Origin of the sequence: Micromonospora sp. NPDC049175, assembly GCF_043197345.1 — a bacterium.
GTDB lineage: Bacteria > Actinomycetota > Actinomycetes > Mycobacteriales > Micromonosporaceae > Micromonospora.
Window position 1 is genome coordinate 21793 of the sequence record NZ_JBICSY010000010.1, and the last position, 26780, is coordinate 48572.

The 26780-nt window shown below is 69.1% G+C and carries 22 protein-coding genes; 5 read left to right on the plus strand and 17 right to left on the minus strand.

The genetic code is table 11. From position 1 onward, the window contains the following. Positions 1–379: 379 nt before the first annotated feature. The 9 genes from ACGFH8_RS29895 to ACGFH8_RS29935 form a co-directional block, all read right to left on the minus strand. Positions 380–844 carry a hypothetical protein gene (locus ACGFH8_RS29895; protein WP_393373651.1) on the minus strand — a complete coding sequence of 155 codons (465 nt, stop codon included), beginning with the start codon at positions 842–844 and terminating at the stop codon, positions 380–382. Beyond that, entirely contained in the window at positions 835–5379 is a 4545-nt protein-coding gene (locus ACGFH8_RS29900; RefSeq protein ID WP_393373652.1) for a DUF6531 domain-containing protein, read from the minus strand. The genes ACGFH8_RS29895 and ACGFH8_RS29900 overlap by 10 nt, the downstream gene beginning before the upstream one ends. Positions 5380–5717: 338 nt before the next feature. Beyond that, complete coding sequence (locus tag ACGFH8_RS29905) at positions 5718–6254, minus strand: hypothetical protein (RefSeq protein ID WP_393373654.1); 537 nt, start codon at positions 6252–6254, stop codon at positions 5718–5720. Positions 6255–6458: 204 nt separating this feature from the next. Beyond that, on the minus strand, positions 6459–7103 hold the full coding sequence (locus tag ACGFH8_RS29910) for a hypothetical protein (protein WP_393373656.1): 645 nt from the start codon (positions 7101–7103) through the stop codon (positions 6459–6461). Between the two features lie 155 nt (positions 7104–7258). Beyond that, a complete protein-coding gene (locus ACGFH8_RS29915) occupies positions 7259–7822 on the minus strand; it encodes a hypothetical protein (protein ID WP_393373658.1) in 564 nt (187 codons plus the stop codon). After that, positions 7822–12396 (minus strand): DUF6531 domain-containing protein, encoded by a 4575-nt coding sequence (locus ACGFH8_RS29920; protein ID WP_393373661.1) that lies wholly within the window; start codon positions 12394–12396, stop codon positions 7822–7824. The genes ACGFH8_RS29915 and ACGFH8_RS29920 overlap by 1 nt, the downstream gene beginning before the upstream one ends. Positions 12397–12479: 83 nt before the next feature. After that, positions 12480–12773, minus strand: a complete 294-nt coding sequence (locus ACGFH8_RS29925; RefSeq protein ID WP_393373663.1) for a WXG100 family type VII secretion target — start codon at positions 12771–12773, stop codon at positions 12480–12482. A gap of 19 nt (positions 12774–12792) precedes the next feature. Then, positions 12793–13128 (minus strand): WXG100 family type VII secretion target, encoded by a 336-nt coding sequence (locus ACGFH8_RS29930; RefSeq protein WP_355032311.1) that lies wholly within the window; start codon positions 13126–13128, stop codon positions 12793–12795. Between the two features lie 66 nt (positions 13129–13194). Beyond that, positions 13195–14055, minus strand: coding sequence for a hypothetical protein (locus tag ACGFH8_RS29935; protein ID WP_393373665.1), 861 nt, complete (start codon positions 14053–14055; stop codon positions 13195–13197). 60 nt (positions 14056–14115) lie between these two features. Between ACGFH8_RS29935 and ACGFH8_RS29940 the strand changes: the two genes are divergently transcribed. Genes ACGFH8_RS29940 through ACGFH8_RS29950 form a run of 3 tightly spaced genes read left to right on the plus strand, consistent with a single transcriptional unit; the run spans position 14116 to position 15537 of the window. After that, complete coding sequence (locus ACGFH8_RS29940) at positions 14116–14409, plus strand: hypothetical protein (RefSeq protein ID WP_393373666.1); 294 nt, start codon at positions 14116–14118, stop codon at positions 14407–14409. Positions 14410–14419: 10 nt separating this feature from the next. Then, the gene (locus ACGFH8_RS29945; RefSeq protein ID WP_393373669.1) at positions 14420–15139 is read left to right on the plus strand and encodes a hypothetical protein; all 720 of its coding nucleotides are present in this window, start codon (positions 14420–14422) and stop codon (positions 15137–15139) included. Positions 15140–15186: 47 nt separating this feature from the next. Continuing rightward, a complete protein-coding gene (locus ACGFH8_RS29950) occupies positions 15187–15537 on the plus strand; it encodes a hypothetical protein (protein WP_393373671.1) in 351 nt (116 codons plus the stop codon). 25 nt (positions 15538–15562) lie between these two features. On the opposite strand, the gene eccD is transcribed toward ACGFH8_RS29950, so the two are convergent. Then, positions 15563–16885: a type VII secretion integral membrane protein EccD gene (eccD, locus tag ACGFH8_RS29955; RefSeq protein ID WP_393373673.1), complete on the minus strand. Its 1323-nt coding sequence runs from the start codon at positions 16883–16885 to the stop codon at positions 15563–15565. Positions 16886–17001: 116 nt separating this feature from the next. On the opposite strand from eccD, the gene eccCa reads away from it, so the two are divergent. Then, positions 17002–21024 (plus strand): type VII secretion protein EccCa, encoded by a 4023-nt coding sequence (eccCa, locus tag ACGFH8_RS29960; RefSeq protein ID WP_393373675.1) that lies wholly within the window; start codon positions 17002–17004, stop codon positions 21022–21024. A gap of 163 nt (positions 21025–21187) precedes the next feature. Here eccCa and ACGFH8_RS29965 read toward each other — a convergent pair whose 3' ends face one another. From ACGFH8_RS29965 to ACGFH8_RS29990, 6 genes are all read right to left on the minus strand, one after another. Further along, positions 21188–21793 carry a hypothetical protein gene (locus ACGFH8_RS29965; protein WP_393373677.1) on the minus strand — a complete coding sequence of 202 codons (606 nt, stop codon included), beginning with the start codon at positions 21791–21793 and terminating at the stop codon, positions 21188–21190. Positions 21794–21956: 163 nt separating this feature from the next. Then, positions 21957–22799: a hypothetical protein gene (locus ACGFH8_RS29970; protein WP_393373680.1), complete on the minus strand. Its 843-nt coding sequence runs from the start codon at positions 22797–22799 to the stop codon at positions 21957–21959. Then, positions 22796–23305 carry a SigE family RNA polymerase sigma factor gene (locus ACGFH8_RS29975; protein ID WP_393373683.1) on the minus strand — a complete coding sequence of 170 codons (510 nt, stop codon included), beginning with the start codon at positions 23303–23305 and terminating at the stop codon, positions 22796–22798. Before ACGFH8_RS29975 ends, ACGFH8_RS29970 begins: the two co-directional genes overlap by 4 nt. A gap of 120 nt (positions 23306–23425) precedes the next feature. Beyond that, positions 23426–24430 carry a PQQ-binding-like beta-propeller repeat protein gene (locus ACGFH8_RS29980; RefSeq protein ID WP_393373684.1) on the minus strand — a complete coding sequence of 335 codons (1005 nt, stop codon included), beginning with the start codon at positions 24428–24430 and terminating at the stop codon, positions 23426–23428. Between the two features lie 129 nt (positions 24431–24559). Beyond that, positions 24560–25015: a hypothetical protein gene (locus tag ACGFH8_RS29985; protein ID WP_393373687.1), complete on the minus strand. Its 456-nt coding sequence runs from the start codon at positions 25013–25015 to the stop codon at positions 24560–24562. Between the two features lie 207 nt (positions 25016–25222). Next, positions 25223–25768, minus strand: a complete 546-nt coding sequence (locus ACGFH8_RS29990) for a hypothetical protein (protein ID WP_393373690.1) — start codon at positions 25766–25768, stop codon at positions 25223–25225. Positions 25769–25908: 140 nt separating this feature from the next. Between ACGFH8_RS29990 and ACGFH8_RS29995 the strand changes: the two genes are divergently transcribed. Continuing rightward, entirely contained in the window at positions 25909–26250 is a 342-nt protein-coding gene (locus tag ACGFH8_RS29995; RefSeq protein ID WP_393373691.1) for a hypothetical protein, read from the plus strand. Positions 26251–26258: 8 nt separating this feature from the next. Here the strand turns inward: ACGFH8_RS29995 and ACGFH8_RS30000 are convergent, their stop codons facing one another. Continuing rightward, entirely contained in the window at positions 26259–26726 is a 468-nt protein-coding gene (locus ACGFH8_RS30000; RefSeq protein WP_393373694.1) for a ribose-5-phosphate isomerase, read from the minus strand. Positions 26727–26780: the final 54 nt, after the last annotated feature.

Genomic DNA, 26780 nt, shown 5'->3' on the forward strand with positions numbered 1-26780 from the left:
GAAAACTTGCCTGGAAAGTGGCCAGGGCCGAAGCGTGGCCAGCCGATCGAAGTGAGTTCTCACCGTAGTGGTGGGCCAACCCTGAGTCTCACCTGGCGGGTGACGTCCTGATGCCCAGCCACGGTCACCTCGACCGAATCCCCGACTGCTGGCCAGAGAGAATGATCAGTAACGTCACGACCGCCAGGACGATAGCTAATCCCGTCCACCAACCCCAGGATTGGCACATCTCCCAAGATTCGAACGAAGAAGCCGAAAGTCATCCACCGCTCCACCTGCCCACGTACTCGCGCGCCGAGCGGGAGTCGCGATTTTATGCCCAGCCACTCAGAATCGTCGATCATCGCTGGCGGAGTCCCCCGACTATCGCTCGAACAAGCTACGCGGCGTCGAGGTGTTCCACGACGTAGGGAAGGGTGGGCTCCCCGCATACCGGGCAATTTTGCCGGAACTCATGCTCGGCGATACGGGGAGCCAGGTCGCCACCCAACACGGAAATAGCCGTTTCCGCCACAACCACCCGAAGAATCGCGGCACAGTTGCGGCAGACGACAGAACGCACCTCGGCCACCAACGCACCTTGGAAGTCCTTGGCATCGACTGTCCCAGCAGTTACTCGGCTGTCGACGGCATGGAGGTCCGATCCATCACTCCAGTGCAGCACGTAGGGCAGGGCCGGCATCGAGGGATAGCTGCGCACCAGGATCCGACGGAGCCGCGGATGGTCGATGAGTAAAGGATCCTCGAGCTGGTCACCGTGGACAACGTCGCCGGGAATGCCCCAGGGCTCGCCCGCCGGGAAGAAGACGAATGGGGTTCCCCCGAGGTCAAGGGTCACGGCCATGGCAGCACATCGATCATGTTACGCACCAGAATCTCCGACTCGCCGGCTCCGGGCAGCGATTGGACGATCACCTGACTCGGGTCCACCATCGCTTGATGGATCTGCCCGTTCGGCCCGGCGAAGTTCTTCGCCGTATCGATGTCGCCGGTGAAAGATATCATGGAGCGCTCCCCGACCTCCGCCATCTCCGTGCCGAACTCCGCATGCGCGTGCGCATAGTTCTGCTCATTACCCCAGGCCCGGACTCCAGCTTGGTGAGCATCCTGGGAGGCGCGCGCCGCGTCGTCGACAACGCCACCACTCTCCATGAACGCGCGCTGGGCGGCGTCGCTCATCACCTTTCCGGTCTCACTGACAATGTGATTCTCCAGCGCCCGCGACGTGCCTCGATAAATCGGGATCTTGCTCCCGGCCTGGTAAGGCGACAGGCCAAGCGGGTCGACAAACCGGAACGGGTTGACCACGTATCTGTACGGGTTCGAGCCAGGAACAAGACCAAGGGGGTCGGCGCTGAGATATCGCGCGATGTCAGGGTCGTAGTAACGGTGGTAGTTGCTCGATGCGCCGGTTTCTGGATCATGGAAATGTCCGGGGAAGCGCAACGGACAGTCGACGCCCGTGGCACTGACGTGGGTCGGGATGCCCCAGATGGTGGTCCGCTGCTGCCAGGCGATCTCGCCGTCCGGGCTGACCAGTTCGGTGGGCGTACCGACCAGGTCGGTCACGATCGCGTAGAAGCGGCGGTCCACCTCGCCCTGGTCGGCCACGCCGTCGGTCTGGGCGATCGGGATAAACGCGCCGGGCGCGTACTCCCAGGTGCTGCTCTTGTCGCCGTCGTCGCCGCGTCGGGTCTGCTCGATCAGGCGCGGGCCGTCCCACGCGAAGTCGACCTGCTCGACAACGGCACCGTCGGCGTCGAGGCGTTGCTTGGCGACCCGCCGGCCCAGCGCGTCGTACCGGTAGCGCCACCGCGTTCCGTCCGGAGTGGTGACCGCGACCAGCCGATCATCGCTGTCCCAGGTGTAACGCCAGCTCAGCGGCTTGGTCGAACGTTGCTTGATCTGCCGCAGCGTGACCCGGCCGGCGGCGTCGTGCTCGTAGCGCACGTTCCCGGCGGACCGGATGAGGGTGCCGGTGTACTCCCGCTCGCCTCGAGCGTCGCGATCGCTGTCGTCGCCCGTGTCGCCAGACCAGGTGGCGCTGGCGACGTTGCCCGCGTCGTCGTAGGCGTACCGCTCGGTCCACTCGGCGGCCCGCACGGCGGTGACCCGGCCGGACCGGTCCAACTCCAGCCGGCGTTCGCCGGTGGCTTGGTCGGCAATGTCGGTCAGGTGACCGTCGGCACGGTACTGGTACGCCCGGTGCGCGACCAGGTCTGGCACGCCGCCGTCGACGGTAGGGCTCGCGGTGAGGATCTGGGAGAGCAGCCGGTGGCTGGCATCCCAGCTCTGGGTCAGGGCGAGGCTCCCGACCATCCTCCGGGTCTCCCGGCCGGCCGCGTCGTAGGTAAAGCTGACCGTCGCGCCGCCGGTGTGCAGGGCCACGGGCCGTTGGCCGTCGTACTCCCAGGCACTTTCCACGCCCGACGGGGTACGCCGGTGCGTCCGTCGACCAAGCGCGTCGTAGGAGGAGGTGACGGGCTGGCCGTCCTGGATCTCGGCCAGCACCCGACCCAACGGATCCCGCTCGAACCGGAGTTCGACATCGGGTGAGGTCGCGTGTAAGAGCCGGCCGACCGGGTCGTACCCGAAGGTGGTGACGCCCTCAGGGGTGCGCTTCTCCACGACGTTGCCCAGCAGGTCGCGGATCAGTTCGATGCTCTGCTCAGCGCCGTTGGCCCGGCTCACGACCTGGCCGACGGCATCAAGCGTGTAGGCCTGGGAGCGGCCGTTGAAGTCGGTCTCGGCGACCAGCCGCCCGGCCGGGTCGTAGTCGTAACGCCAGACGAGCCCCTGCGGGTTCGTCACCGTGGTGAGCCGCAACTCCGTGTCGTAACCAAAAGCCAACCGGGCGCCCAGCGGCCCGGTACGCGCCACCGGCAGATCGAAGTGCCCGACCTCGAACTCGGTGGTCGCACCGGTCTGATCGGTGTGGCTGACCAGGTTGCCTTCCGGGTCGTAGGTCCACTCCTCACTCGCGCCGTCCGGGCTTCGTCGCCATGCGAGTCGTCCCTCGACAGTCCAGCCGAGGTGGGTGGTGCCGCCGACCGGATCGGTCACCATGGTGATCCGTCCTGCCCGGTCTCGCCGGTAGCTGGTCGCCGCGCCGGTGGGGTCGGTGAGTTGGCTGATCAGCCCGGTCGGGTCGGTGGCCACCATCAGGGCGTTGCCGAGCGCGTCGATCACCTCGCTGAGGTGACCGGCCTCGTCGTACCGGTACCTGGTCGCCGCGCCGGCCGGGTCGGTGACCATGGTCAGGTTGCCGCGCTCGTCGTACGCGCGCCGCCAGATCGCGCCGTCGACGTCGGTGACCACGACCGGCTGACGCAGCTCGTTGTACGACGCCAACGCCCGGCTGCCGTCCGGGCGGGTGACCTCGACCAGGTTGCCGTCGTCATCGTAGGACCAACGAGTCGTCCGCCCGAGCGCATCGGTCTCGGACAGCTTCCGATCGAACCGATCCCAGGTGGAGGAGGTGACGTTCCCCAGCGGATCCGTGACCCGTTCGGCCTGCCGCAGGTCGTTGAGCGCGTAGACGGTCGCGTGGCCGAGCGAGTCGACCACCGTGGTGACCCGGGCCTCGGTGTCGTAGCGCAGCAGGCCGGTCAGGTAGCCACCGGTGCCGGAGGTGGCGACACAGCGGCCATCCTCGTCATAGGTGTAGCGGTACTCGGTGCCGTTGCGATCGGCCCACCGGGTGACCCGTCCGTCGATGTCGTAGTCGAAACGCAGCGGCATTCCGGAGGAGTTGACGACCTCGGTCAGGTCGCCGGCCTCGTCGTAGCCGAAGCGGACCAGCTCGGTATCGGTGTCGTCGCCGGCAAGGTCGAACCCGACGATCCGGTTTTCCTCGATGTGCACCCGAACCCGGTAACCACCGGAGTGCACCAGCTCGACAGGTGCTCCGCTGTCGTCGTGCCGCACGTCGACCCGGTGACCGTTGCGGTCGGTCAGCGCGACCAGCGGGAGTTGGGCCGCCAGGCTGCCGGGCACCGGCCCGAAGTGCCAGGTCCAGCCCCGTGTCGGGTCGGTGACCTGGTAGGCGCCGCCCGCCGGATCCTGCGCCAACAGCCAGCGCGGCCCCTCGGTTGGCAGCCGGTCCGGACGACCGTCGTCGCCGACCGGGTAGATCAACGTCATCCCATCGGCGGTCGCGACGTAGACCCCGCTCTCGTCGACCTCGATCCGCTGATCGAGCGTGGAGGCCCAGGACCGGCCGAACCAGCTCCCCATTCGGTACGACGACAGGTGCGTGCGGGACAGTAGTAGCGGCAACGCACCGGGCAACTCGACGTCGGTCTGGGTGAGCACCATGTCACCACAGGCGATATCGATCGGATCCAACCGCGCCAGCCGCTTGATCGCCTCGATGCCGTTGGCCCTCGGGTTCGCCAAACCCCAGCGGGCCACCGAGCCCATGTTGCGACCCCGAGCCGCCACCGACGAAAACGCCGACGCCACACGGGTGCCCTTCAACGCACCCGCCCCGAGCCGAGCCAGCTTGCCCACCCCAGGTAACAGATTCAGCCCGACGTCGATCAGGATCGTCTTCAGGCTGCCCTTACCGGTGGCGGCGTAGATCGACAGGTCGATCGCGGACGCGAGCAGGGCGCTGCCAATCGCGATCGGACCCATGATCGGCGCGAGAATCGGAATGAACGACAGCAGACCCGCGACCAGCGAGACGATCTTCAGCGCGCCGGACAGCTGCGCCAACAACTCCTGATTGTCCCGCACGAAGTTGGTGAACTGACCCTTCAGATCCCACCACTTCGGGTTCTCCTTGAACCGCAAACCCTTCGCATCGTTGACCACCCGCACGCAGTCACGCACCGCCGCGGCCAACTCACCCCGCAGGGCGCCGGCCTGGCCCACACACTCGTCCCAGTCGCGCTGCGCCTGCGACAACGCCGAACCCGCCGCCCCCGCATCCGAGCGATACGCATCCGGTGCCGCCGCCGCGGCTTCCTCCGGCGGCCGGTCGGCGACCTCCCGCTCATGACGCTCATCGGCCTGCCTCGCCCGATCAGCCCGCCCCCGCGCCGCCTGCAACGCCGCCCACAAACCCGGCGCACGCTGCGCCAACGGACGCATCCGATCCTGCAACGACGACAACGACCCCGCGAACACCGTCAACCCGGTCGACACCCTGCCGAACGCATCACCCGTGACCCGCAAATGCCCCGGCATCTGGGCATTGAGCCCCTCCCGGAACAGATCACCCTCCGGACCCACGAACTGACTCGTATCCAAACCCGTGATCTGCCCCGCCGCCTGCGACGCCGCCGACCCAAAACCCTGCCACCGCGACGCCGACGACCGAACCGCCGACGGATCACCATCCATCTTGAACAGATGCGCCGGAAACTCAGCCATCGCGCCCGGACCTCCCCCGTGTCCACGCCAACAAGCTCGTGTCCGTAGCTCGCACAACGCCTCAGCGCGGGACAGCTAACCGCCCGGCACCACGGCGATGCGTCCGCGAGTCACCTGACGTGGAGCCATCCCTGGTGGTCGACTACGGTCCGAACATAGACGTGCACCGAACTTTGATCACTGCTTCGGTCGCTTATTTGCACAATCTGCGCAGCGGCCCGCACCGCCGAATCGGCCGGCGACGGGAGGACGGGACAGGCCAGACCGGCCGGAGGCAGCGCCGGCCTAGAGGCCACGGCGTGGTCGAACAGCCGGGCCCCTCATTCGGGAAGGACCGTTCAGGTCACCTGGCCACACCCGAGCCGGCCCGCTGCCCGCTCGGCCCTATCTTCCCAGGTAGCACCATGAAAAAGATCAGCAAGCAGCCCTTCCGACTCTTCGGGCGAGAGTCGCTTGCCACCCAGACCGGTGCCCGAGAGGTCGCCACCGGCAGCCATATTCCAGTGTGCGGCGACGACCACCCCGAGCGCTACCGAGCCTCTGTCCCGGTTCGCGGTGACATACCCTATGCAGGTGCCACTCGAAGAATCGGAGCCGAGTTGCACCAACTCGACGCTGGACAATTTTCCAGCTATCTCAGACTTCAGAACAAAGGAGAATTCCGGGCCGCCTTCCGCCGGCTCGGAACCCATTCGGACGTCCTGTTCGAGGTGCACAACCACCGCCGTATCGGCCAGCATCTCAAGCGTCTTCCCTACCTGCTCGACGAGGCTCTGCGGGTCCAGAGGTCGCCCACCTTCGATACTCCACTCAAGTGCCATAGTGAACCCAGCCTTCACCAGTCCGAATCGAAATTTGGGAGAATGCTGGCCCATCGGCCATCCTGGCCAGATGGTCAATTCCAAAGGCGTCAGCCCTCGCGCCCGAACCTCCCCGTGTCGCCAAAAAGCCTGAACCCATCGATGAGCCCCGACACAGGACGACCACCCGCTCGGCACCACTGACCAGAACGACTCCGATGGAGTCGTTCCACAGTCATCCGATCATAGACATGCGACGAACTTTGACCATTACGTCAGTCACAGTTTCGCTATCTGAGTAGGCCGCCGGGACCGCTGCGCGCCGACGTGTGAGCGAACGGCCAAGCACCGGTAGCGCAGGTTTACCTGGTTAATGGCCTCTCCGTACTTGGCGTTGTAGACCTCGGTCAACAGCACCATCGGGAATTCGGCGTCCGCAGCGGTGAATGCGCTGATCGGCAGGGAGAGGTGGAACAGCTTGCGCATCTCCACCACTGCCTTCACACCGGGACGACGGGTGACCAGGACGTCGATCGGGCCGTCCGCTGCCTCAGGCCTGGCGTCCTCCGTCGAATCGATCGAGCGGAAGCCCTCCGCTGCCAGTACCGACAACCGACCAGCGCGCCTGCCGTCGGACGTGCCCACCGCCCCGAGACCGATAAGGAAGACCTCGGGATCGCGGTCGTTCGTCGCGACGAACAAGCCGTCTCCCCCACCGTCGCTGCCGATCAGCAGCAGACCCGGAGCGGCTTCCGAAACCTCGTACGCGAGGTTGCGTTCGGCGATCTCGTCGGGACCGTAGACGTAGACGTCGCCTTCGTCCACCGGCCGCACGCCGGTCCACACGTCAAGCAGGCCCACCGGCGGCCGGACGCCCAACTGCGCCTCGACCCGTTGGGAGATCGCCTTGCGATCGTCCTCCACGGAAAGCTCCCCTGATGGCCTCGATGCTGTTGAAACACGTGTTCGCGTTATCGATTGTCTTCTGGGCCACGTCCCGCGGTACAGCGACGTTCAACAGTTCTCGAGACGATGCGCAGCGGGCCTGGTTCCGAAGAAGCGCCATCCCGGCTAGCCGTTCACGCTCCCCACGACGAACTCTCTCCGGCCGGAATGACGTAGGACCTGGCGAGATTCTCGTCAAACAGGACGAGTAGCGAGTCCGGCATATATCGGGGTGTTCCATCGTCGACTTCGCCAAGTGCGATGACGGCAGACCCGGTAACACCGAAATCGAATCGCACCGCCCACAGCAGCTCTGGACAGTCATCGCCCGGCTGGTGCCACGCCCATGAAATGCCCTCGACGGCGTGTCCCAACCGGGACGGCCAAGGAGGAATGGCGCTGGCATCGACCGCGACGGCCGACCTGCCAAAAAACAGCGGATCCACCGGGTCGGTGGCGACGGCCAGACCTTCATTGAACCCGTTCATCGACCACGCCACGTTGAACGTAAGATCGTCAAAACGAAGTGAGACACCCATGTCGGCGACATGAACCGCACCGGCAGGCGAGTCCTCCTCCACCCACTCCAGCCCGGGCGGAACGAAGTAGGTGACACCCCGGAATCGACGTGCCGCTACCGCCGCAGACAACTCGTCGATTCGGGTCTTGTCCTCGCGCTGCACCAAAGCCATGCTCATCAACTAATCTTTCCAAAGAACTGGAATACGTTGTTTGCGTCGAAGAACGCCGAGATGAAGCCGTCACCGCCGGGTGAAACGATGTTACTGACGACATGATACCCGCCAGGGAAGTTGGTCTTGAGACCAGCCGGCACCACGCTCGCAAGAGGATCCTTCAATACTTTTTCGAGCATCCCCTGCCCAGCTTGGTTCAGGATTTTTGGCGACTGCGAGGGCAGGTGCGGAAGGTCGCCCTGCATCATGTGTTGTTGATATTTTCTGCCGGCATGAGTTAGCCCCGTCTTGGCTGCCTTCGCGCTATCCGCCGCCCGGCCACCGGTCGCCGCCATCTGGGCCAGACAGCCTATGAGTCCAAGTGGGTCGAGCCAGCCGAGCGGGTTTATCACATAGGCGTGCGGGTTGGGACCAGCTTCGAGGCCGATAGGATCCGTCGACACGTAGCGAGCTGTATCGGGGTCGTAGTACCGGTGATAGTTGTACGAGGTGCCGCTCTCCGGGTCATGGATCTGCCCGGGGAAGCGCAGCGGGCAGTCGACCCCCGCAGTGCTGACGTGAGTCGGAATCCCCCAGATTGTCGTCCGCTGCTGCCAGGCGACATCGCCGTCCGGGCTGACCAGCTCGGTGGGCGCCCCCACCAGGTCGGTCACGATCGCGTAGAACCGGCGGTCGACCTCGTCCTGATCGCCCGGGCCGTCGGTCTGGCTGATCGGGGTGAACGTGTCCGGGGCGTACTCCCAAGTGCTGGTCCGGTCGCCGTCGTCGCCGCGGTGGGTCTGCTCGATCAGGCGTGGGCCGTCCCAGGCGAAGTCGACCTGCTCGACCACACCACCGTCGTCATCGAGGCGCTGCTTGGCGACCCGGCGACCGAGGGCGTCGTACCGGTAGCGCCAACGGATGCCGTCCGGTGTCGTGACCGCGACCAGTCGGTCCTCGCTGTCCCAGGTGTAGCGCCAGGTCAAGGGCTTGGCCGACCGTTGCTTGAGCTGCCGCAGCGTGACCCGACCGGCGTTGTCGTGCTCGTAGCGCACATCACCGGCACGGCGGATCAGGGTGCCCTTGTACTCCCGCTCGCCACGAGCCGCGCCGTCACCGTGTGAGCCGGGCCAGGTAGCAGTGGCGATGTTGCCGGCCTCGTCATAGACATACCGCTCGGTCCAGTCGCCGGCCTGGACGGCGGTGATCCGGCCGGCTCGGTCCAGCTCCAACTTCCGCTCGCCGCTGAGCTGGTCGGCGATGTCGGTGAGGTAGCCGTCGGCGCGATACCGGTAGACCCGCTGGGCAACCAGGTCCGGCACCGCGGCTGGCCCCGCGGGACTCGCGGTGAGGATCTGGGAGAGCAGCCGGTGATTGGCGTCCCAGCTCTGGGTCAGAGCCAGACTGCCGACTGCCCGCCGGGTCTCCCGACCGGCCACATCGTGGGTGAAGCGGACCGTCGCACCGCCGGTGTGCAGCGCCACCGGCAGGTGACCGGCGTCGTACTCCCAGACACTCTCGACCCCCTGGGGGGTGCGTCGCTGCGTCTGCCGCCCGAGGGCATCGTAGGCCGAGGTGACGGTCTGACCGTCGCGGATCTCGGCGAGCACCCGGCCCACCGGATCCCGCTCGAAGCGGAGATCGACCGCGGGTGAGGTGGCGTGCAGCAGCCGGCCGGCCGGGTCGTACTCGAAGGTGGTGACACCTTCGGCGGTGCGCTTCTCGACGACGTTGCCCAGCAGGTCGCGGACAAGCTCGATGGTCTGCCCGGCGCCATTGGTCCACGCCACCATCTGACCGGCGGCGTCGTGCGTATAGGTCTGCGTCCTACCGTTGAAGTCAGTCTCGGTTGCCAGCCGCCCGGCAGGGTCGTAGTCGTAACGCCAGACGAGCCCTTGCGGATTGGTGACCGAGGTGAGCCGCAACTCGGCGTCGTAATCGAAGGCAAGCCGGGAGCCGTCCGGCCCGGTACGTGTCACCGGCAGGTCGAAGGGCCCGATCTCGAACTCGGTGGTCGCCCCGGTCTGGTCGGTGTGGCTGACCAGGTTGCCTTCCGGGTCGTAGGTCCACTCCTCACTCACCCCGCCCGGGCCACGCCGCCATGCCAGCCGTCCCTCGACCGTCCAGCCGAGATGGGTGCTGCCACCGAGCGGATCGATCACCTCCGCGACCCGCCCAGCCCGATCCCGTCGGTAGGTCGTCACCGCTCCAGTGGGCTCGGTAACCTGGCTGATCAACCCGGCCGGATCGGTGGCCACCACCAGGGTATTGCCGAGCGCGTCGATTACCTCGCTGAGGTGACCGGAATCGTCGTAGCGGTAGTGGGTAGCCGCGCCGGCCGGGTCGGTGACCATGGTCAGGTTGCCGCGCTCGTCGTACTCACGCCGCCAGACCGCTGCGTCGACGTCGGCGACCACGACCGGTTGGCGCAAGTCGTTGTACGACACGGACACCCGGCTGTCATCCGGGCGGGTGACCTCGACCAGATTGCCGTCGTCATCGTAGGACCAACGAGTGATTCGCCCGAGAGCATCGGTCTCGGACAGCTTGCGATCAAACCGATCCAAGGTGAACGCTGTCACGTTCCCCAACGGGTCGGTAACCCGATGCGTGTGACCGCGCTCGGTCAGCTCGTAGACGGTGGTTTGGCCGAGCGAGTCCTCTACGGCGGTCTTCCGGTCAGCCGGGTTGTAATGCAGCCGCGCGGAGAGGAAACCACCCGAGCCGGTCGCGGCCACACAACGGCCCTGCTCGTCGTAGGTGTAGTGGTACTCCTGCCCATTACGGTCCTGCCAGTGGGCCAACCGGCCGTCGTCGTCGTAGCCGAACCGCAGCGGCAGCCCCGACCCGTTGATCACCTCGGCGAGGTGACCGTTCTCGTCGTAGCCGAACCGCACCAGAGTCCGGGCCTCACCGGAGGACTCCGCGTCGAGCAGACTCAGCGCCGCGACCTGACCATGCAGAGTGTCGACAGCGATCCGGTACCCACCGCTGTGCCGAACCTCGGTGACCACACCGTCGCGCCAGTCCAGGTCGATCCGGTGACCGTTACGGTCGGTCACGGCAACCAACGGCAGAACCCGAACGAGGACGCCATCGCCCTCCGGCTCGGACTCGGGCTGGCCGGGCGCCGCCTGCAAGTCCGGCACCGCCCGAAAGTCCGGTACTGCCTCGACGTCGGGCACCACCTCGAAGTGCAGGGCACGCCCGGTCTCGGGCTGCTCAACGCGATAGCCGTCGGCGGTCCGGGTGAGCGGCCAACGGGGACCCGTCGCCGGCAGGACCTGCCCGCCGGTCACGGGCGTCGGGTAGGACAGGACCATGCCGTCCTCGGCGACGAAGCAGACCCCCTCGTCGTCGACCTCGACCCGCTGATCAAGGGTGGACGCCCAGGACGGCCCGAACCACCTACCCACCCGATACGACGACACGTGACTACGGTTGAGGACTAACGGGAGCAGACCCGGTAGCTCGGCGTCGGTCTGGGCGAGCACCACCTCACCACTTGCCACGTCGATCGGGTCACCCGCGCACTTACGCAACCCCAGGGGAATACTCGGGCGGGGCATGCTCGGAAGCGCCGCGCGCACCTTGGGAAGGCCCCTGGCGAGGGTCGGCAATCCACGCTTGGCGAGTGCCAACACCGGTCTGCCGAGCATCGCGAGCCGACCGATGGGCACAACCGTCAACACCGTATCGATCAACAAACTCGTCAAACTGCCCTTACCCGTCGCCGCGTAGATCGACGCATCGATCAGCAGAGCCGCCGCACCCGCAGCGATCGCGATCGGACCCATGATCGGCGCAAGAATCGGAATGAACGACAACAACCCCGCGACCAGCGACACGATCTTCAACGCACCCGACAGCTGCGCCAACAACTCCTGATTGTCCCGCACGAAGTTGGTGAACTGACCCTTCAGATCCCACCACTTCGGATTCTCCTTGAACCGCAAACCCTTCGCATCATTCACGGCCCGCACACAGTCACGCACCGCCGTGGCCAACTCACCCCGCAGGGCGCCGGCCTGGGCCACACACTCGTCCCAGTCCCGCTGCGCCTGCGACAACGCCGAACCCGCAGCCCCCGCATCCGAGCGATACGCATCCGGCACCGCAGCCGCGGCTTCCTCCGGCGGCCGGTCGGCGACCTCCCGCTCATGACGCTCATCAGCCTGCCTCGCCCGATCAGCCCGCCCCCGCGCCGCCTGCAACGCCGCCCACAAACCCGGCGCACGCTGCGCCAACGGACGCATCCGATCCTGCAACGACGACAACGACCCCGCAAACACCGTCAACCCCAACGACACCCTGCCGAACGCATCACCCGTGACCCGCAAATGCCCCGGCATCTGGGCATTGAGCCCCTCCCGGAACAGATCACCCTCCGGACCCACGAACTGACTCGTATCCAAACCCGTGATCTGCCCCGCCGCCTGCGACGCCGCCGACCCAAAACCCTGCCACCGCGACGCCGACGACCGAACCGCCGACGGATCACCATCCATCTTGAACAGATGCGCCGGAAACTCAGCCATCGCGCCAGGACCTCCCCGTGTCCACGCCAACAAGCTCGTATCCCTCGCAGCACCCGACACGGGACCACCACCCGCTCGGCACCACAGACCAGAACGACGCGTCCGGGTCTCGATCGAGGCCCGGACGCGATCGCACGAATGGATCAGCCCTGCAGAGTCCCCCGCACCTGACCGCGCATCTCCTGCACGGACGTCGTGGTTTGACCCAGGGCACCCTTCACCGAGTCGAGGATCTGCTTCACGGTGTCCGCCGCAGTGTTCCACTGCAACTGGATACCGTTGTAGATCTCCATCTCGTCGCCCTCCCAGTTGGCCTTGACCCGGGTGACGAAGTTGGTCAGATCATCGAGACTTGCCTGGACCCCGTTGGCCACCGAAGCAATGTCGCCCTGCGCCGACCCGGCGGTCGACTCGTCGTAACTGAAGACGTCACCCATGATCCCCGTAACCTTCCCGTCAGCCCCGGAACTTCGCGCTGTCCCAGTTGGCCGACCCCATGGTCGACTGCAACTGGCTGGTCTGCTCCGAGTGGTAGGTGTCGTAAAGCTGCCCCGCCGAACCCACCCGGCTCGTGATGTCGGTCAACGCCTTGTTGAGATCGGCCATCGCCGTGTTCCACCGCTGGGTCAGCTGGTCCCAGCTCTGGTAGGCGGATCCCTTCCAGACCGCCGGCAGCGGCTCGATCGCGCTGATGAACGATCGCGCCTGGCTGTTGAGCGCGGCGACCGACGTGTCTAGGTTTGACGAGTGTTGGTTGACCGCATTGTCGGTGATCGAAAACTTCGCACCCATCCGAAGCCCCTCCCGTAGATTCGACCCACAGTCATTCGAACATAGACACGCAACGACCTTTCCGCGCTACCCGAGTCGCATATCTCGCACAGTCTGCGCGGCAACGTCGAGAATGATCTCCTGCGTGCCGCCCGCGAGATCGGCCCAGCGCAGCGCTTCGGGGGTCCGCAGCGCCGGGTCGAACGGCAGGACGAAGGTCGGGAGGTCGCCGGGCGACTGCTCGACCGCGGCGACGCCGGGCTGGGGGTCCTGGCCGACCAACACCTGGACGCCGACCCGGTCGAGCGGCTCACGCAGCAGGGGCGCGATCCACGACCGGCAGTCGGCAAGCATCCGGGAGCCGCGCTCGTCGTTCGGGGCCACGAGCACCACCCGGTCGGCCCGGGTCAGCACCGCCGGCACGACCGGATCGTCGGTCAGCGGCGGGGTGTCGACGACACGTACGGGGAACCAACGGCTGAGGGTGGCCGAGACCGTGCCGTACTCGGCCGCCGTCACCGGGGGTTCGACGTCGCCCGGGGGGCCGGCCAACAGCATCGCCCGCTCGGCCAGCGCTAGGCGCTCCCGCAGCCAGCGGTGACCCACCGCCGGCCGGCGACCGGCGGTGGCGCCGCGCAGGCCGAGACCGGCCAGCACCACCTCGGTGGACCCACCGGCCCGGATCGCCAGCCGGGCGTGCAGGCCACCACCGTGGCCGGTGTCCACGGCGAGCACCCTCGCGCCCTGGTGGCGGGCCAGCGCCGAGGTCACCAGCGCCGCGACGGTCGACCGGCCGGTGCCCGAGCCAGGCCCGACCACGGCGATCACGCCTGGCCGGAGCCGGGCGGAGAGAATCTCGTCGCGCTCCCGCTCGACCCGCAGCCGTGCGGTGATCCGGGGGTCGAGGGCGCGCACCATCGTCCGGCCAATCTGTCGGTACTCGGTCATCGGGGTCCCCCGGTATAGACGTGAGTTGTTAGCCTTGGTGAGCGATGACGGGGAGGCGGGATGACGTACGTTCAGTATCCTTACGCGACGCTGGTGAGCCTAGGTGGAAATTTGACCACCCTTGCCGACCAGTTGGAGACGGATCATCGCGGGGTGGTCGACTGCGACGGCCTGACCGATGATCATGCCGATATCCAGGGTGCGATCTCCGATTTTCGGGACGAATGGAAGACCAGCCTGCTCGAGTTGATGAACAACATCGGCGAGTGGGGCGGGCTCTCCAGCGCGATCGGCAAGATGGTCGCCGACTTCGACACCCAGACCGCCGCCGCGCTGCGCCCCACCGAATCGTAGGGGGTGCCGCATGAGCGACGTCTCCATGCTCGATCCGCTGCCCGCCCACGATCTGAAGCTCAACCCCCATGCCCCGCACCCCGACTTCCCGTGGTTCATCGGGGTCCCCTCAGACTGGGCGCTGCTCGACACCAATCCGGAGTCCTGGCAGCGCAGCGCCGCCCGGATGGTCGACGACCGGTTCTTCGGGCAACGGCTGCGCGCCGCCGAGCGCCGGGAGGTGCTCCAGTTCGTGGAGCAGCTCGTCGCCGACTGCCAACGTGCCGGCGCGTCGCTGAGCCTGGTGCAGCTGGGGCGGATGTCCACTGGTGCGGTCGGCAGCGCCGGGCTGCACCTGGGCTGGTTCAACTCGGCGCCCCAGCCGGCCGGCCTCGCCCTGGTCCGGCAGACGCTGCCGCGCACCGGCACGACGGAGGAGGTCGAGACTCCGACCGGGCCGGGAGTGCTGCACCGCGACGTCGCGTCCACGGTGCCGCCGGGCGGCCTGACCCGGGTCCGTTCGATGGTGTTGCAGCTGTTCCTGCCACTGCCCGGCACCACCTGGACGGCCCTGCTCAGTGCCGCGACACCGCACCCCGAGATGGAGCAGGTGCTCGCCGACGTGATCGTGGCGGTGGCCCAGAGCATCAAGCCCGCCGACCCGGACGACGTAGCGGCCGCAAACGAGGCCTACCGGGCCGATCAGGCCGAGCGCGCCGGCCAGGCCGAGCGGGCGCACGACAATGACTGACAGCCGGTCGGTCGCGACGATCACCGGCGACCGGGCTGGGCTCGGCCGTGGCTGACGGCCGGGACCGGGTGGTGGTCGAGGCGCACGCGCTGCGTACCGCCACGGCCAAGGCCGCGCTCCTGCACGGGTCCCGGCGCGGCCCACGTGATCTGCGCCGTCCCTACGCGACGGTGATCGCGAGCCTGGTCGTCGGTGCCCTGCTGCTGATCGCCGTCTGGGCGATCACAAGTATCGGTGGCCTCCTTGCCCAGCAGCGCCAGAAGCGAGGGCTGGCCCCGCCCGCCGCCACGCAGCCGGCGTCGGACGCGCCACGTTCGTTCCTCGTGCGACCGGCAGGATCGGCGGACCGGCCCGGGGAGACCACGATGATCGTGTCCCGCACCGCGCTGATCGGCTGATCAGCGGATGCGGTCGGCCCTCGGCTCAGCGGGCCGCCCAGTCGAAGCCCCCGAAGACCGCGATCACCAGCGGCGCGAGGCTGACCACCGCGAGCACCTCGGCCAGGTCGAGGAGCTGTCGCAGTCGGGCCGCGCCGACGTCGTCCAACCGGGGACGGCCGGCCCAGAGCACCGCGCCCACCACGACCAGGACACCGACCACTGCCAACCAGGCACGCACCGCCTCGTCGGCATCGGTGAGGCGGACGGCACCGAGCACCGCGACGGTGGCCGCCGTCACCGGTGGGACGAGCATGGGCAGCACCTGACCGAAGCGGGTGAAGACCCGCGCTCGCAGCGCGAACACCAGGCCCAGCACCGCACCGAGCACCACGCCGACGCCGGCCGGCCCGGTCAACAGCACGACGGAGGCGGCGGTGGCGGCCAGCGCGACGCCGACCAGGGCACCGGACAGCACGCTCTGGCCTCGGCGGACCGCCGCCGCGACCAGGTGCCGGCCGACCCACTGGCTCTCCTCCTGCCGGCGCAGCAGATCGACGAGGCGGGCCGAGCTGAGCGCGAGCTGCGGCGCCAGACCCACCGCGAAGACGACCACGACAGATCCCACGGCCGCCGCCTGCTGCGGGTCGAGCCCGGCGACGAGCAGTGTGGTGCCGAGCCCGCCGAGCACCGTCACCGCGAGCCCGCCGGCGGCGACGCCGTACCAACGCTCACCGGCCAGGACGAACAGGGCGGCGCCGAGACCGGCGCCGAGGGCGCCGGCGGTGAACCAGGCCGGCTCGGGCCAACCGGCCGCTCGGGCCACCGCGAAGCCGGCGACCAGCCAGGCCGGCACGGCAGCGGTGATCAGGAGTGTGCCTCCGGGCGCGCCCAGCAGGCGCCCGGCCAGCACCGTCAGGGCGGCCACCGCGAACAGCATGGCCGGAGCCGCGGCCACCGGCACCGGCATGGTGGTGAGCGCGTACGTGAGGATCAGCACCACGACACCGGCCAGTGCCGCGCTGCCCGTCATCCGTGCGGTGTCCCGCCATTCGCTGCCGTCACCGTCCAGAGTGGTCTGCACCTCGTCCACCACGTCGTCGACGAACGGCGGCAGGGGCGCCTGCTCGGGCGGGGTCAGGTAGAGCGTCTCGGCGTCGATGATGCCGGCCTCGTCCAGGGAGCGGCGTGGGTCCAACCCACCGGCAGCCACGGTGGACAGTTTCCAACGCCCGGCGGCCTCGGGCGTGAGCGAGAGCAGCTCGCACACCTGCGGCACGAACTCCAGCACCGGCCGGGCCGCCGGCAGGCTGATATCGAGGCTTCGCCCGCCGGCCACCACTGTCACTCGGGTGAATCGGGTTGCCATGACCCTCCGTCCCCGCACGGTCGGCCCAGTGTGCCGACCGGTACTACTGTAGGCAGTCGGAGCACTACCGGTAACCCGGCCGAGGCACTGATCGGTTCGGCCCGGAGGGGGTCGCGATGACGCAGCGGGTGATTCACCGACCGGCCCGGGTCCCACCAACGGAGCCGGAGCCGACCGCGCTCGACGTGGTCTCACCACCGGCGGTGCCCGACGGCGGCGGTGGGTTCGCGGGCGTCATGCAGGTCTTCCTCCCGATCATGGGCGGGGCCGGCATGTTGCTCATGATGATGGCCAACCAAAACCCGATCATGATGATCGCCGGGCTCGGCATGCTCGTCGCCACGGTGTTCGGCGGGATCGCCGCGTACGTCACCCAGCGCACCGGCGCGGCCCGCCGTTTCGCCCGACAACGGCAGCGGTACCTGGAGTACATCGACCGGATCCGCGACCAGATCCGGGCGGACGCCGTCACCCAGCGGGCCGCGGCCCAGCACCGGCACCCCGCACCGGAGGTGCTGCCGGACCTGCTCCGGGACCCGCACCGGCGGTGGGAGCGACGGCTGGCCGACCCGGACTTCCTGGTGCTGCGGGTCGGGCACGGTCAGGATCGCCTCTGGCGCCGGGTCACCCTCCAGGCCGACGAGAACAACCCGATGGTCGATCTGGACCCGGTCACCCTGGCCGCCGCCCGGTTGGTCGTGGACCGGGACCGACTGCTCGACGGCATGCCGGTCGCGGTGCCGGTCACCGGTGTGGTCTCGGTGGTCGGCAGCCCGGCCGACACCCGCAACCTGGTGCGGGTGCTGGTGGCGCAGCTCGCCACCCTGCACGCTCCGGACGACGTGCGCCTCGCGTGGCTGCTCGGCGGCACCGCCGGCCCGGAGTTCGACTGGCTGAAGTGGCTTCCGCACTGCCTGCACCCGAGCGAGTACGACGGCCCGGCCCCGCAGCGGCTGGTGGCCGCGGAGCCGATGGCGCTGGCGTCGCTGCTCACCGCGGAGCTGTCCCGGCGTGTCGGTGAGGTCGCCCGGGCCCGGCGACTGGGCGATCCGCAGCACCGGTTCCGGGGCAGCCGGTTGGTCGTCGTGGTCGACCAGATCTCCGCCGGGCGAGCCGACCCACTCGGTCACCTCGAAGCCGGTCTCGCCCCCGACGACCTGGGCATGGCGGTGGTGGTGCTCGTCGACGACCGGCAGCACGAGCCGTCCCACGTGGACGTCCGGGTGCTCTGCGAGGGTGATCAGGTCACCGTGCAGGATCTGCGCAAGGTCAAGGACACTCGGGCGCAGGTGATCCTGGCCGAGCGTGAGCGGTTGCGCGGCGCACCCGCCGGGACTGTCGACAAGCTCGACCTGGCGGAGATGGAGATGCTGGCCCGGCGGGTCTCGCCGCTGCGGCTGGTGGCCGACCTGGTGGAGGACACGCCGCTGGAGTCGACAGTCGACCTGCGTGGGCTGCTCGGCATCGTGGACGAGGCGAGCTACGACGTGCGGTCGCTGTGGGCGCCCCGGATGCTCTCGGACTTCCTCACGGTGCCGTTCGGTGTGGGCACGGACGGCAACCCGGTGCACCTGGACATCAAGGAGGCCGCGTTGGGCGGCATGGGCCCGCACGGGCTCTGCGTCGGCGCGACCGGCTCCGGCAAGTCCGAGGTCCTGCGGACGCTGGTGCTCACCCTGGCGATGACCCACCCGCCCGAGCGGCTCAGCCTGGTGCTTGTCGACTACAAGGGCGGCGCGACCTTCGCCGGGTTGGAACATCTGCCGCACACCTCGGCGATGATCTCGAACCTGTCCGACGACTCCGGCCTGGTGGATCGGCTGCACGACGCGATCCAGGGGGAGATGAAGCGCCGCCAGCAGATCCTGCTCGACGCCGGGCAACTGGCCAACATCACCGAGTACAACAGGCGGCGGGACGCGGGCCGGCCGTTGCCGCCGCTGCCCAACCTGATGGTGATCATCGACGAGTTCAGCGAGCTGCTGACCGCCAAACCGGACTTCATCGAGCTGTTCATCGCGATCGGCCGGATCGGCCGGTCGATCGGCATCCACCAGATGCTCGCCTCGCAGCGGCTGGAGGAGGGCCGACTGCGCGGGTTGGAGTCGTTCCTGTCGTACCGGCTGGGGTTGCGCACCTTCAACGAGCAGGAGAGCCGCACCGTGCTGGGGGTGCCCGACGCGTACCGGTTGCCGCCGCTGCCCGGATCGGGCTACCTGAAGGTCGACACCACGGTCTTCGAGCGGTTCAAGGCGGCGTACGTGTCCGGCACGTACCGGCCGCCGGCCGGCGAGGAGGTGGTGGACGCCGCACCCGACCCGACGGTCTTCCTGATGTACAACGTGGCCCGGCACCTGCCGAAGCCGTTGACGACCGAGGAGTCGGCGGAGGCGGACGAGAGCGTCTCGGCGCCGAGCACCCTGGACGTCGTGGTCGACCGGTTGCGCGAGCACGGGCGGCAGGCGCACCGGATCTGGCTGCCGCCGCTGCCGGCCGCGCTGCCGCTGGACTCCGTCGTCGGCCCGCTGGAGACCGATCCGGCGTACGGCCTGGTGGCCCCGGTGGAGCGTCGCGGGCGGCTGCGGATTCCGCTCGGCCTGCTCGATCGGCCCACCGAGCAGAAACAGGAACCGTTCGTGCTGGACATCTCCGGCGCGGGTGGGCACGTCTGTGTGCTCGGCGCGCCGCAGACCGGTAAGTCGACGTTGCTGCGCAGCCTGGTGGCCGGCGCCGCGCTGACCCACACGCCGCAGGACATCGCGTTCTACTGCGTCGATGTCGGCGGTGGCGCGCTGAACGCGCTGGCCGGGCTGCCGCACGTCGGTGGGGTGGCCGGCCGGCTGGACCCGGACCGGATTCGCCGGACGGTGACCGAGGTCAGCATGTTGATGACCGAACGGGAGGAGCTTTTCGCCGCACACGGCATCGACTCGATCGACACGATGCGGCGGATGCACCGGGAGGGCCGGCTGCCCGAGTTGGCCGCCGCCGACGTCGTATTGGTGATCGACAACTATCCGGTGCTGAAGACGGAGTTCGAGGATCTCGCCGATCTCGTCCAGGACATCGGCTCCCGGGGGCTCGGGTATGCCGTACACCTGGTGTTGACCGCCGGTCGGTGGTCGGACCTGCGGATGCAGCTCCAGGCGGTGATCGGCTCGAAGATCGAGTTCCGGTTGAACGACCCGCTGGACTCGACGATCAAGCGGCAGGCCGCCGAGAACCTGCGCGCCGACACCCCGGGCCGCTGCCTGACCCAGGACGCGCTGACCGCGCACATCGCGCTGCCCCGCATCGACGGCAGTGACGACGTGACCACCCTGCCGAAGGGGCTCGACGATCTGGTGTCCCGGGTGGCGACGGCCTGGACCGGCCCGTCGGCCCCGGCCATCCGGATGCTACCCACCATGATCGGGTACGGGGAGGTGGCCACCGGGCTGCCCGCCGACGGGCGGGTCCGGCTCGGGCTCGACGAGGCGGAGCTGCGACCCACGATGCTCGACCTGTTCGGCACCGACCCGCACCTGCTCGTCTTCGGCGACTCGGCGAGCGGCAAGACGTCGTTGCTCCGCCTGCTGGTCCGGGACCTGACCGCGCAGTTCACCGACGAGCAGTTGGTCTTCGCGGTCATCGACCTGCGGCGCACCATGTTGGACGCGGTGCCCGAGGCGTATCTCGGCGCGTACGCCGGCACCGCCAAGGCCGCCCAGGGCCTGGTGCAGAATCTCGCCACGGTATTCCACGATCGGCTGCCCCCGGACACCCTGACCGTCGACCAGCTCCGGAGTCGGTCCTGGTGGAAGGGGCCGGAGATCGTGGTGCTCTGCGACGACTACGACCTGCTGCCCACCGGCGGCGCCGGCCCGTTGGGCCCGTTCCTGGAGTTCCTGCCGCAGTCGAAGGACCTCGGCTTCCACCTGGTGCTGACTCGGCGCAGCGGCGGCGCGGGCCGGGCCGTCCACGAGCCGGTGCCGCAGCGGATGAAGGAGGTCGGCTGCGCCGGGCTGCTGCTCTCCGGCGAGCGGCAGGAGGGCCAACTCTGGCCGCAGGCCCACCTCTCCGTGCAACCCCCCGGCCGGGGGCGGCTGGTGCGTCGGGGCCGGCGCACCACCCTGGTGCAGTTGGCGTACGTCGAGTAGAACGCGGCTATCGGGTCGTCCCGCCCGGGCCGGAACCCGCCGCCGTCGTCCCCGATCAGCAACAGGTCCGGTGCGTAGTCCGGGATCTCGTACGTGCGGTTGCGTTCGGCGATCTCGTCCGGGACCGTAGCCGGACACGTCGGCTGCGGCGTCCACCGGCCGCTCACCGGTCCCCAGGGCCCGATCGGCGCCGATGCTGAGGAAGCGGGTCAAGCCCAGGCATCCCCGAACCGCGGGCAGGGCGACGGCGCACGTGGTAGGCGTAGGTCAGGGCGAGCACTATCGGACCCCAGAGCCCTATCGGGCTGATGCACACCATGGCCAGCGCCTGCCACCAGCCGTTCTCGTACGCCACGCCGTCGGACACACCGACCCAGGTGAGCGCCATCCAGACCGAGACCGTGGTCAGGAGCAGCCCTCCGAGCACGGCAGGGACAACCGTCGCCATGGACGGCACACGTCTGCCACCAATGACCGGGATCCAGCTCGGGACCACTTCGCCCCAGCCGCGCACCAGACCGATGCTGAGCAGCGCCAGCAACTCGGTGAGCACACTGAGTCCGATGACGTACGGGACAGTGATCCACAACGGAGACACGGGTGCGTCGTCGAGCTGGCCCATGTCGAACTGAAAGGCAAACGGCAACCTCCACAGGCATGAGGGAAGCAGCAGCCAGGGGAGCGCGTAGGCGGTACGGAGCGCCCACCGTGGGACGGGTTGCTCGGTGTCGCTGCTGGCCGGGGCCGCATGCCATAACGTGATCGCCATATCTAAATTCTTTACCGGCGACGACGGCAGATGATCCCCGGTGCGGACCAACCACCTCCCCCGCGCGAGCTAGGGTGCGGCGCCGGCCGAGCGGCAGGAGGGCCGAGCAGGACGCGGCGCGCGGCCGTCCCCGCCCGGGCCGGAACCCGGGGCGGGGAACGGGTCAGCGCAGGTGGAACCGTTCGTCGACCGCGAGGGTCGCCAACTGCCGTACGGAGAACGGCAACTCCTTCAACGACGGCCGGGTCTCGTCGAGCTTCGCGCCCTGCGCCACGTAGACCACCACGCCGTCCGGGTGCCGGTACGCCGACCACTGGTCGAGCCGGTCGTCGCTGCCCGGTCGGACCACCACGCCTACCTGCGCGGCTCCGACGGTCTCGACCTGGCATTCGCCCCGCATGCCCCAGAAGTCGCGGGCCAGGGCGCACGGCTCGGTCGGCAACCGGTTGCCGGCATCGTGGACCTCGACGATCACCCGCCCGGTACCGATGCCTCGGGCCACGGCGACCGAGGTCAGGTAACTCCACCTGTCGACACCGTTCACCTTCTCCTCGAACTGCGCCTGGTGGGTCCGCAACGTCCGCTGGTCGGCGTGCTGGTCGGCCGGATCCTCTGGTGCGGTGTAGCCGGTGGGCACGACGGCGACGACTTCGTTGAGCAGTCGGACGCCCCGGTCGTACTGGGATCCGGCCCGTGCCGTCCGGTCCTCCTGCGGTTGACCGTCCGGCCCGGTCGGCCACGGCTCCTTGGTGTCCGTCGACGCATCCGCGGAGAGGGGGAACCCTCCGCCCGCCGGTTGGTAGACCGGGTCTCCCGGACCGCCGACGGCCGCGAAGCCGGCGACCGCCAACACCACGGCCGCCGATCCGAGCGACGCGCACGTTGCTCGGCGGCGAAAACGTGCCCGTCGCGCCCTGCCGAGCGTGGCTGCCGTACTCAGTGGTGGTGGCGGGGTGGTGCTCGCCATCTCGCTGCGCAACGCGTCGCGCAACTCTTGTCCGTTCATCGCTCCCCCATCTCGGTCCCGCTGTAGGTGGGTGCCAGGAGGCCACGCAGGGTGTCGAGCCCGCGTGCCGCCTGGCTCTTCACCGTCCCTGGAGAGCACTCCAGCAGCGCGGCGACGTCCTCGATCGATTGGTCCTCCCAGTAGCGGAGGACCAGCACGGCCCGTTGGCGCGGTGCGACGCGGGCCAGGGCCTCGAGCAGCACCAGCCGACTCTCCGGCGAGTCCGGAACGGCCGCCTGCTCGGCGTCCTCGCTCCCCACCCGTTCACGCCGCCACCAGCCGCGCCGCCGCTCGTCGAGGAAGGTCCGGACCAGGATCTGGCGGACGTAGCTGTCGAGCACCTCGTGCCGCGAGATCCGGTGCCAGACCCGGTAGAGCTTGACGAACGTGGTCTGCACCAGGTCTTCCGCACGGTGCCAGTCGCCGCACAGCAGGTACGCCGTGGCGCGCATGGCAGCGGACCGTGCCGCGAAGTACTCGGCGAACGCCTCGTCGCGATCGCTCATTCAGGCCTCCGATCCCCGTTTCGAGATAGACACGCGAGGTCTGCCCCGCGGGGTTGCTCCGCAACTCGTGTAGGTCTCAAAGGGATCAACGCCGAACGGCGTCCGGAGGCGACAAACCACTCATGCCGTCGGGGTGGCCGCGTCCACCGCGAGCAGCGTGCCCTTGCCAGCCACCAGCAGGACGCCCGGCATCAGCGGGCGTAGCCCGCCGATCTGCTGGTCGACGAGGCGGCGCTCGCGGGGACGGCCAGCGTCGTCGACGAGCAGCAGCATGCCGGGTCGCCCGGTGGCCAGCACGTGCCCGGCGGCGGCCGGGACGACCTGACCCACCACGTCCGGCCCGACGCTCACCCGCCCACGGAATTCACGGGTGGTCAGGTCCAGCGCGACGGCACCGCGGTGGCGCTCGCGCGCCCACACCACCGCGCCGACGGTGCTGATCCCCGTGGCGGCCAGGTCGCGGTCGTGCCGGAAGAACTCGCCGGCTGTCCCCGCGCCCGGGTTGACCTGCCACAGCGTCCGCGCCCCGCAGCGCAGCAGGAAGCGGTCCGGACCGGCGGCCACGAACGCCTGCCACTGTCCGTCGCCGCCCACGAGGGGTTCCGGCAGGCTCCAGCGGCAGACCTCGGTGCCGTCGCGCACGTCCAGCAGCCGCACCGACGAGCCGCCTGGTTCGCCGACGAGCACCCGCTCGCCGACCGCGGCCGGCAGCACGGTTGCCGCCCGGTGCCGTTCGGCCCAGAGCAGGGCGCCGGTCCACCTGTCGAACGCCCGCAGCGCCGTGTAGCCCCGCCAACCGCCCACCAGGACCCGATCGCCGGCCACCACGATATGAGCCGTGAAGCGGGGCAGGTCGACACTCCAGTGGACCTCGCCGCTGCGCACGTCGAGGCAGCGCAGCTCGTTGCGGTCCTGGCTGATCACCCAGCACTGCCGCCCATCGGCGACGACCGCGCGGGGCCAGGTGCCGACCGGTACGTCCCACCGGGCCACACCGTCGGCCGGGTCGAGACAGACCAGACGGGTCGAGCGCTCGTGCACGAACACCCCGTCGGGTGTGCTCGCCGTCGCGGTCGGGGCAGGCCGCTGGAGCAGCGGGCGACGCCAGAGGACGTCGAAGATCACCGAGCCTATCCCGCTTCGGCTGCGGGCAGCGCTGTCGGCGCAGGGAAGTCGCGGCGCTTCAACTTCGCTCGCCGGCCGTCGGGATGGTGCCAGACGATCCCCTCGTACCGCGGGTGCGCCAACAGCCAGTCACGCAGACCGTCCAGGTCGGTCCCGTGGCACGTCGAACCGCTCGGCATCGGCGTGGGGCACGAGCTCGTGGCCCCGTACACCCTCGGGGTTGCCGTTGATCTTCGGGCCGATCAGTTCGTAGGTGCCCGGAGATCGCCGTTCCGGCGCGGCGGCCAGGGCCTCGGCGTGGTACTTGGCGTACGGCGACTGCTCGACCGGCTCCCAGCCCATGGTCTTGCCCGTCGCGTCGTCGGTCATCACCGGGCGGTAGCCCGGCGGTTGCGTCCGGCCCGCCCGCACCTCGCGCCGGGCCCACCACACGCCGTCCTCGTCGAGCAGCAGGCAGGTGCCGTCGTACTTTCGCGTCGACGTCCCCTCTCCGTCGAGGACCCACTGGCAGGCGGGGTTGACCTCGGAAAGGACGTGCTTGCGGTCGTCGGGGTTCCGTAGAAAAAGGGTGGGAATCTTCTTCACCCGAGCATCGTCCCATCGGCCCGAAACGATTTATCGCAGGAACTGGGGTCCTGGACGCGAGACGGACCGGCCGCGCACGGATGAACCGTGGCCAGCGGGGTATGCGGCGGCCCTGTCTGGTGGAGGAGACGACCGGCCTCGCGGCGTGCCGCGAGGCCGACGCCCGGGCGGGCGGCGCTCGCCGGCCGCCTGGGCGTTTCCCGATCCTCAGTTCGAGGAGATCCAGTTCCAGGCCGAGACGATCCACTCGGTCTGCTGCAGCCACGCCACGCCGAGGCCGACGAGGAACACCGCCGTCGCCAGGTGGGCGCCTCGGGCGCTGCGCCGCACCCGGCCGAGCTGCCGCTCCCACACCACCCGGCCGACCAGCCGGGACAGCGCGAACAGGCCGACCGCCACCAGCATGCTGAGCACCAGCACCAGCACCGGGCCACTCAGGTCACCCTGGCCGGAGAGCGCCCAGATCCCCCAGCACACGAACGCGAAGAGCCCGGCCGCCGCGCTCCACTCGCCGCCGCGCCGCAACTGCGCCATCCGCCAGCTCAGCGGCCGACGCGGGGCCTGCTCGCCGGGCCAACCGGTGCCGGTCGGCTCCTGCTCTACCACCGGGAACGGCTCGGTCCGCGGGCTGCGCCGCTGACCCACCGGAGCCACGCCCCGCCGGAATCCGTCGCGCTGCGGCGGCACCCCGACGCCGGCCTGCGGTGGCACCTCCACGGTCCGCTCCGCCCACGGCTGCGTCTGGTCTGCCATCTCGTCCTCCCCCTGACCGACGGCACCACCACCGCCTGAATCCGAGGGTAACCAGCCGGCAAACAGGTCGCCGACCCCGCCCGAGACGCGGACCGGCACGACGGTGCCGAATCGCCCGCCGGGCAGGGTACGGTCGGCTGATGGCTGACCCCGACCGACGACGGCGACGGCTGCGCCACCACCCCGATGCCGAGACGGCCGCTCGGAGCACCGACACCCCGACGGCCAGCACCACAGGCGTGCACGACGGTGACGACCCGCCCCCGCGCCGCCGGAGTTCCGGCGGCGACGAGCGCGACGGCGAGCGGGGGCTGCGCGGGTTGGTCGGTTCCGGATCGTCCCAGGTGGGGCTCAGCGCCGCGCTACGGGCCCGGGACGCGGCGCGACCTTCCGACGACGACCTCGCCGAGGCGGAGGCCCGGGTGGTTGTCGTCCGACGCAACTGGGTGCCCCGCGAGGAGTTGCCCCGCTCGCCGCGCTGACCCACCGGTCAGGGCAGCTCGGGCAGCTCCCGGGTCTTCTCGTACTCGGCCACCTGGTCGATCCGTCGGGCATGCCGCTCGTTGCCGGAGAACGGCGTGTTGAGGAACGCCTCGACGATGCCCGTGGCGTCGTCGAGCGTGTGCTGGCGGGCACCGATCGCGACCACGTTCGCGTCGTTGTGCTGGCGGGCCAGTTGGGCGGTCTCCACGCTCCAGGCCAGCGCGGCACGGACACCGGCGACCTTGTTCGCGGCGATCTGCTCACCGTTGCCGGACCCGCCGATGACCACACCGAGACCCGTCTCGTCGGCCACCACCTGATCGCCGGTGTGCAGGCAGAACGTCGGATAGTCGTCGTCCGGGTCGTAGCTGTGCGGACCGACGTCGACCACGTCGTACCCCTGTTTGGCCAGGTGGTTGGCCAGGTGCACCTTCAACTCGAAACCGGCGTGATCGGATCCCAGGTAGACGCGCATACCGCGCAGTCTCTCAGGCCGCGCTCTCCGACGCCGCGCGGGCGGCGTCGGAGA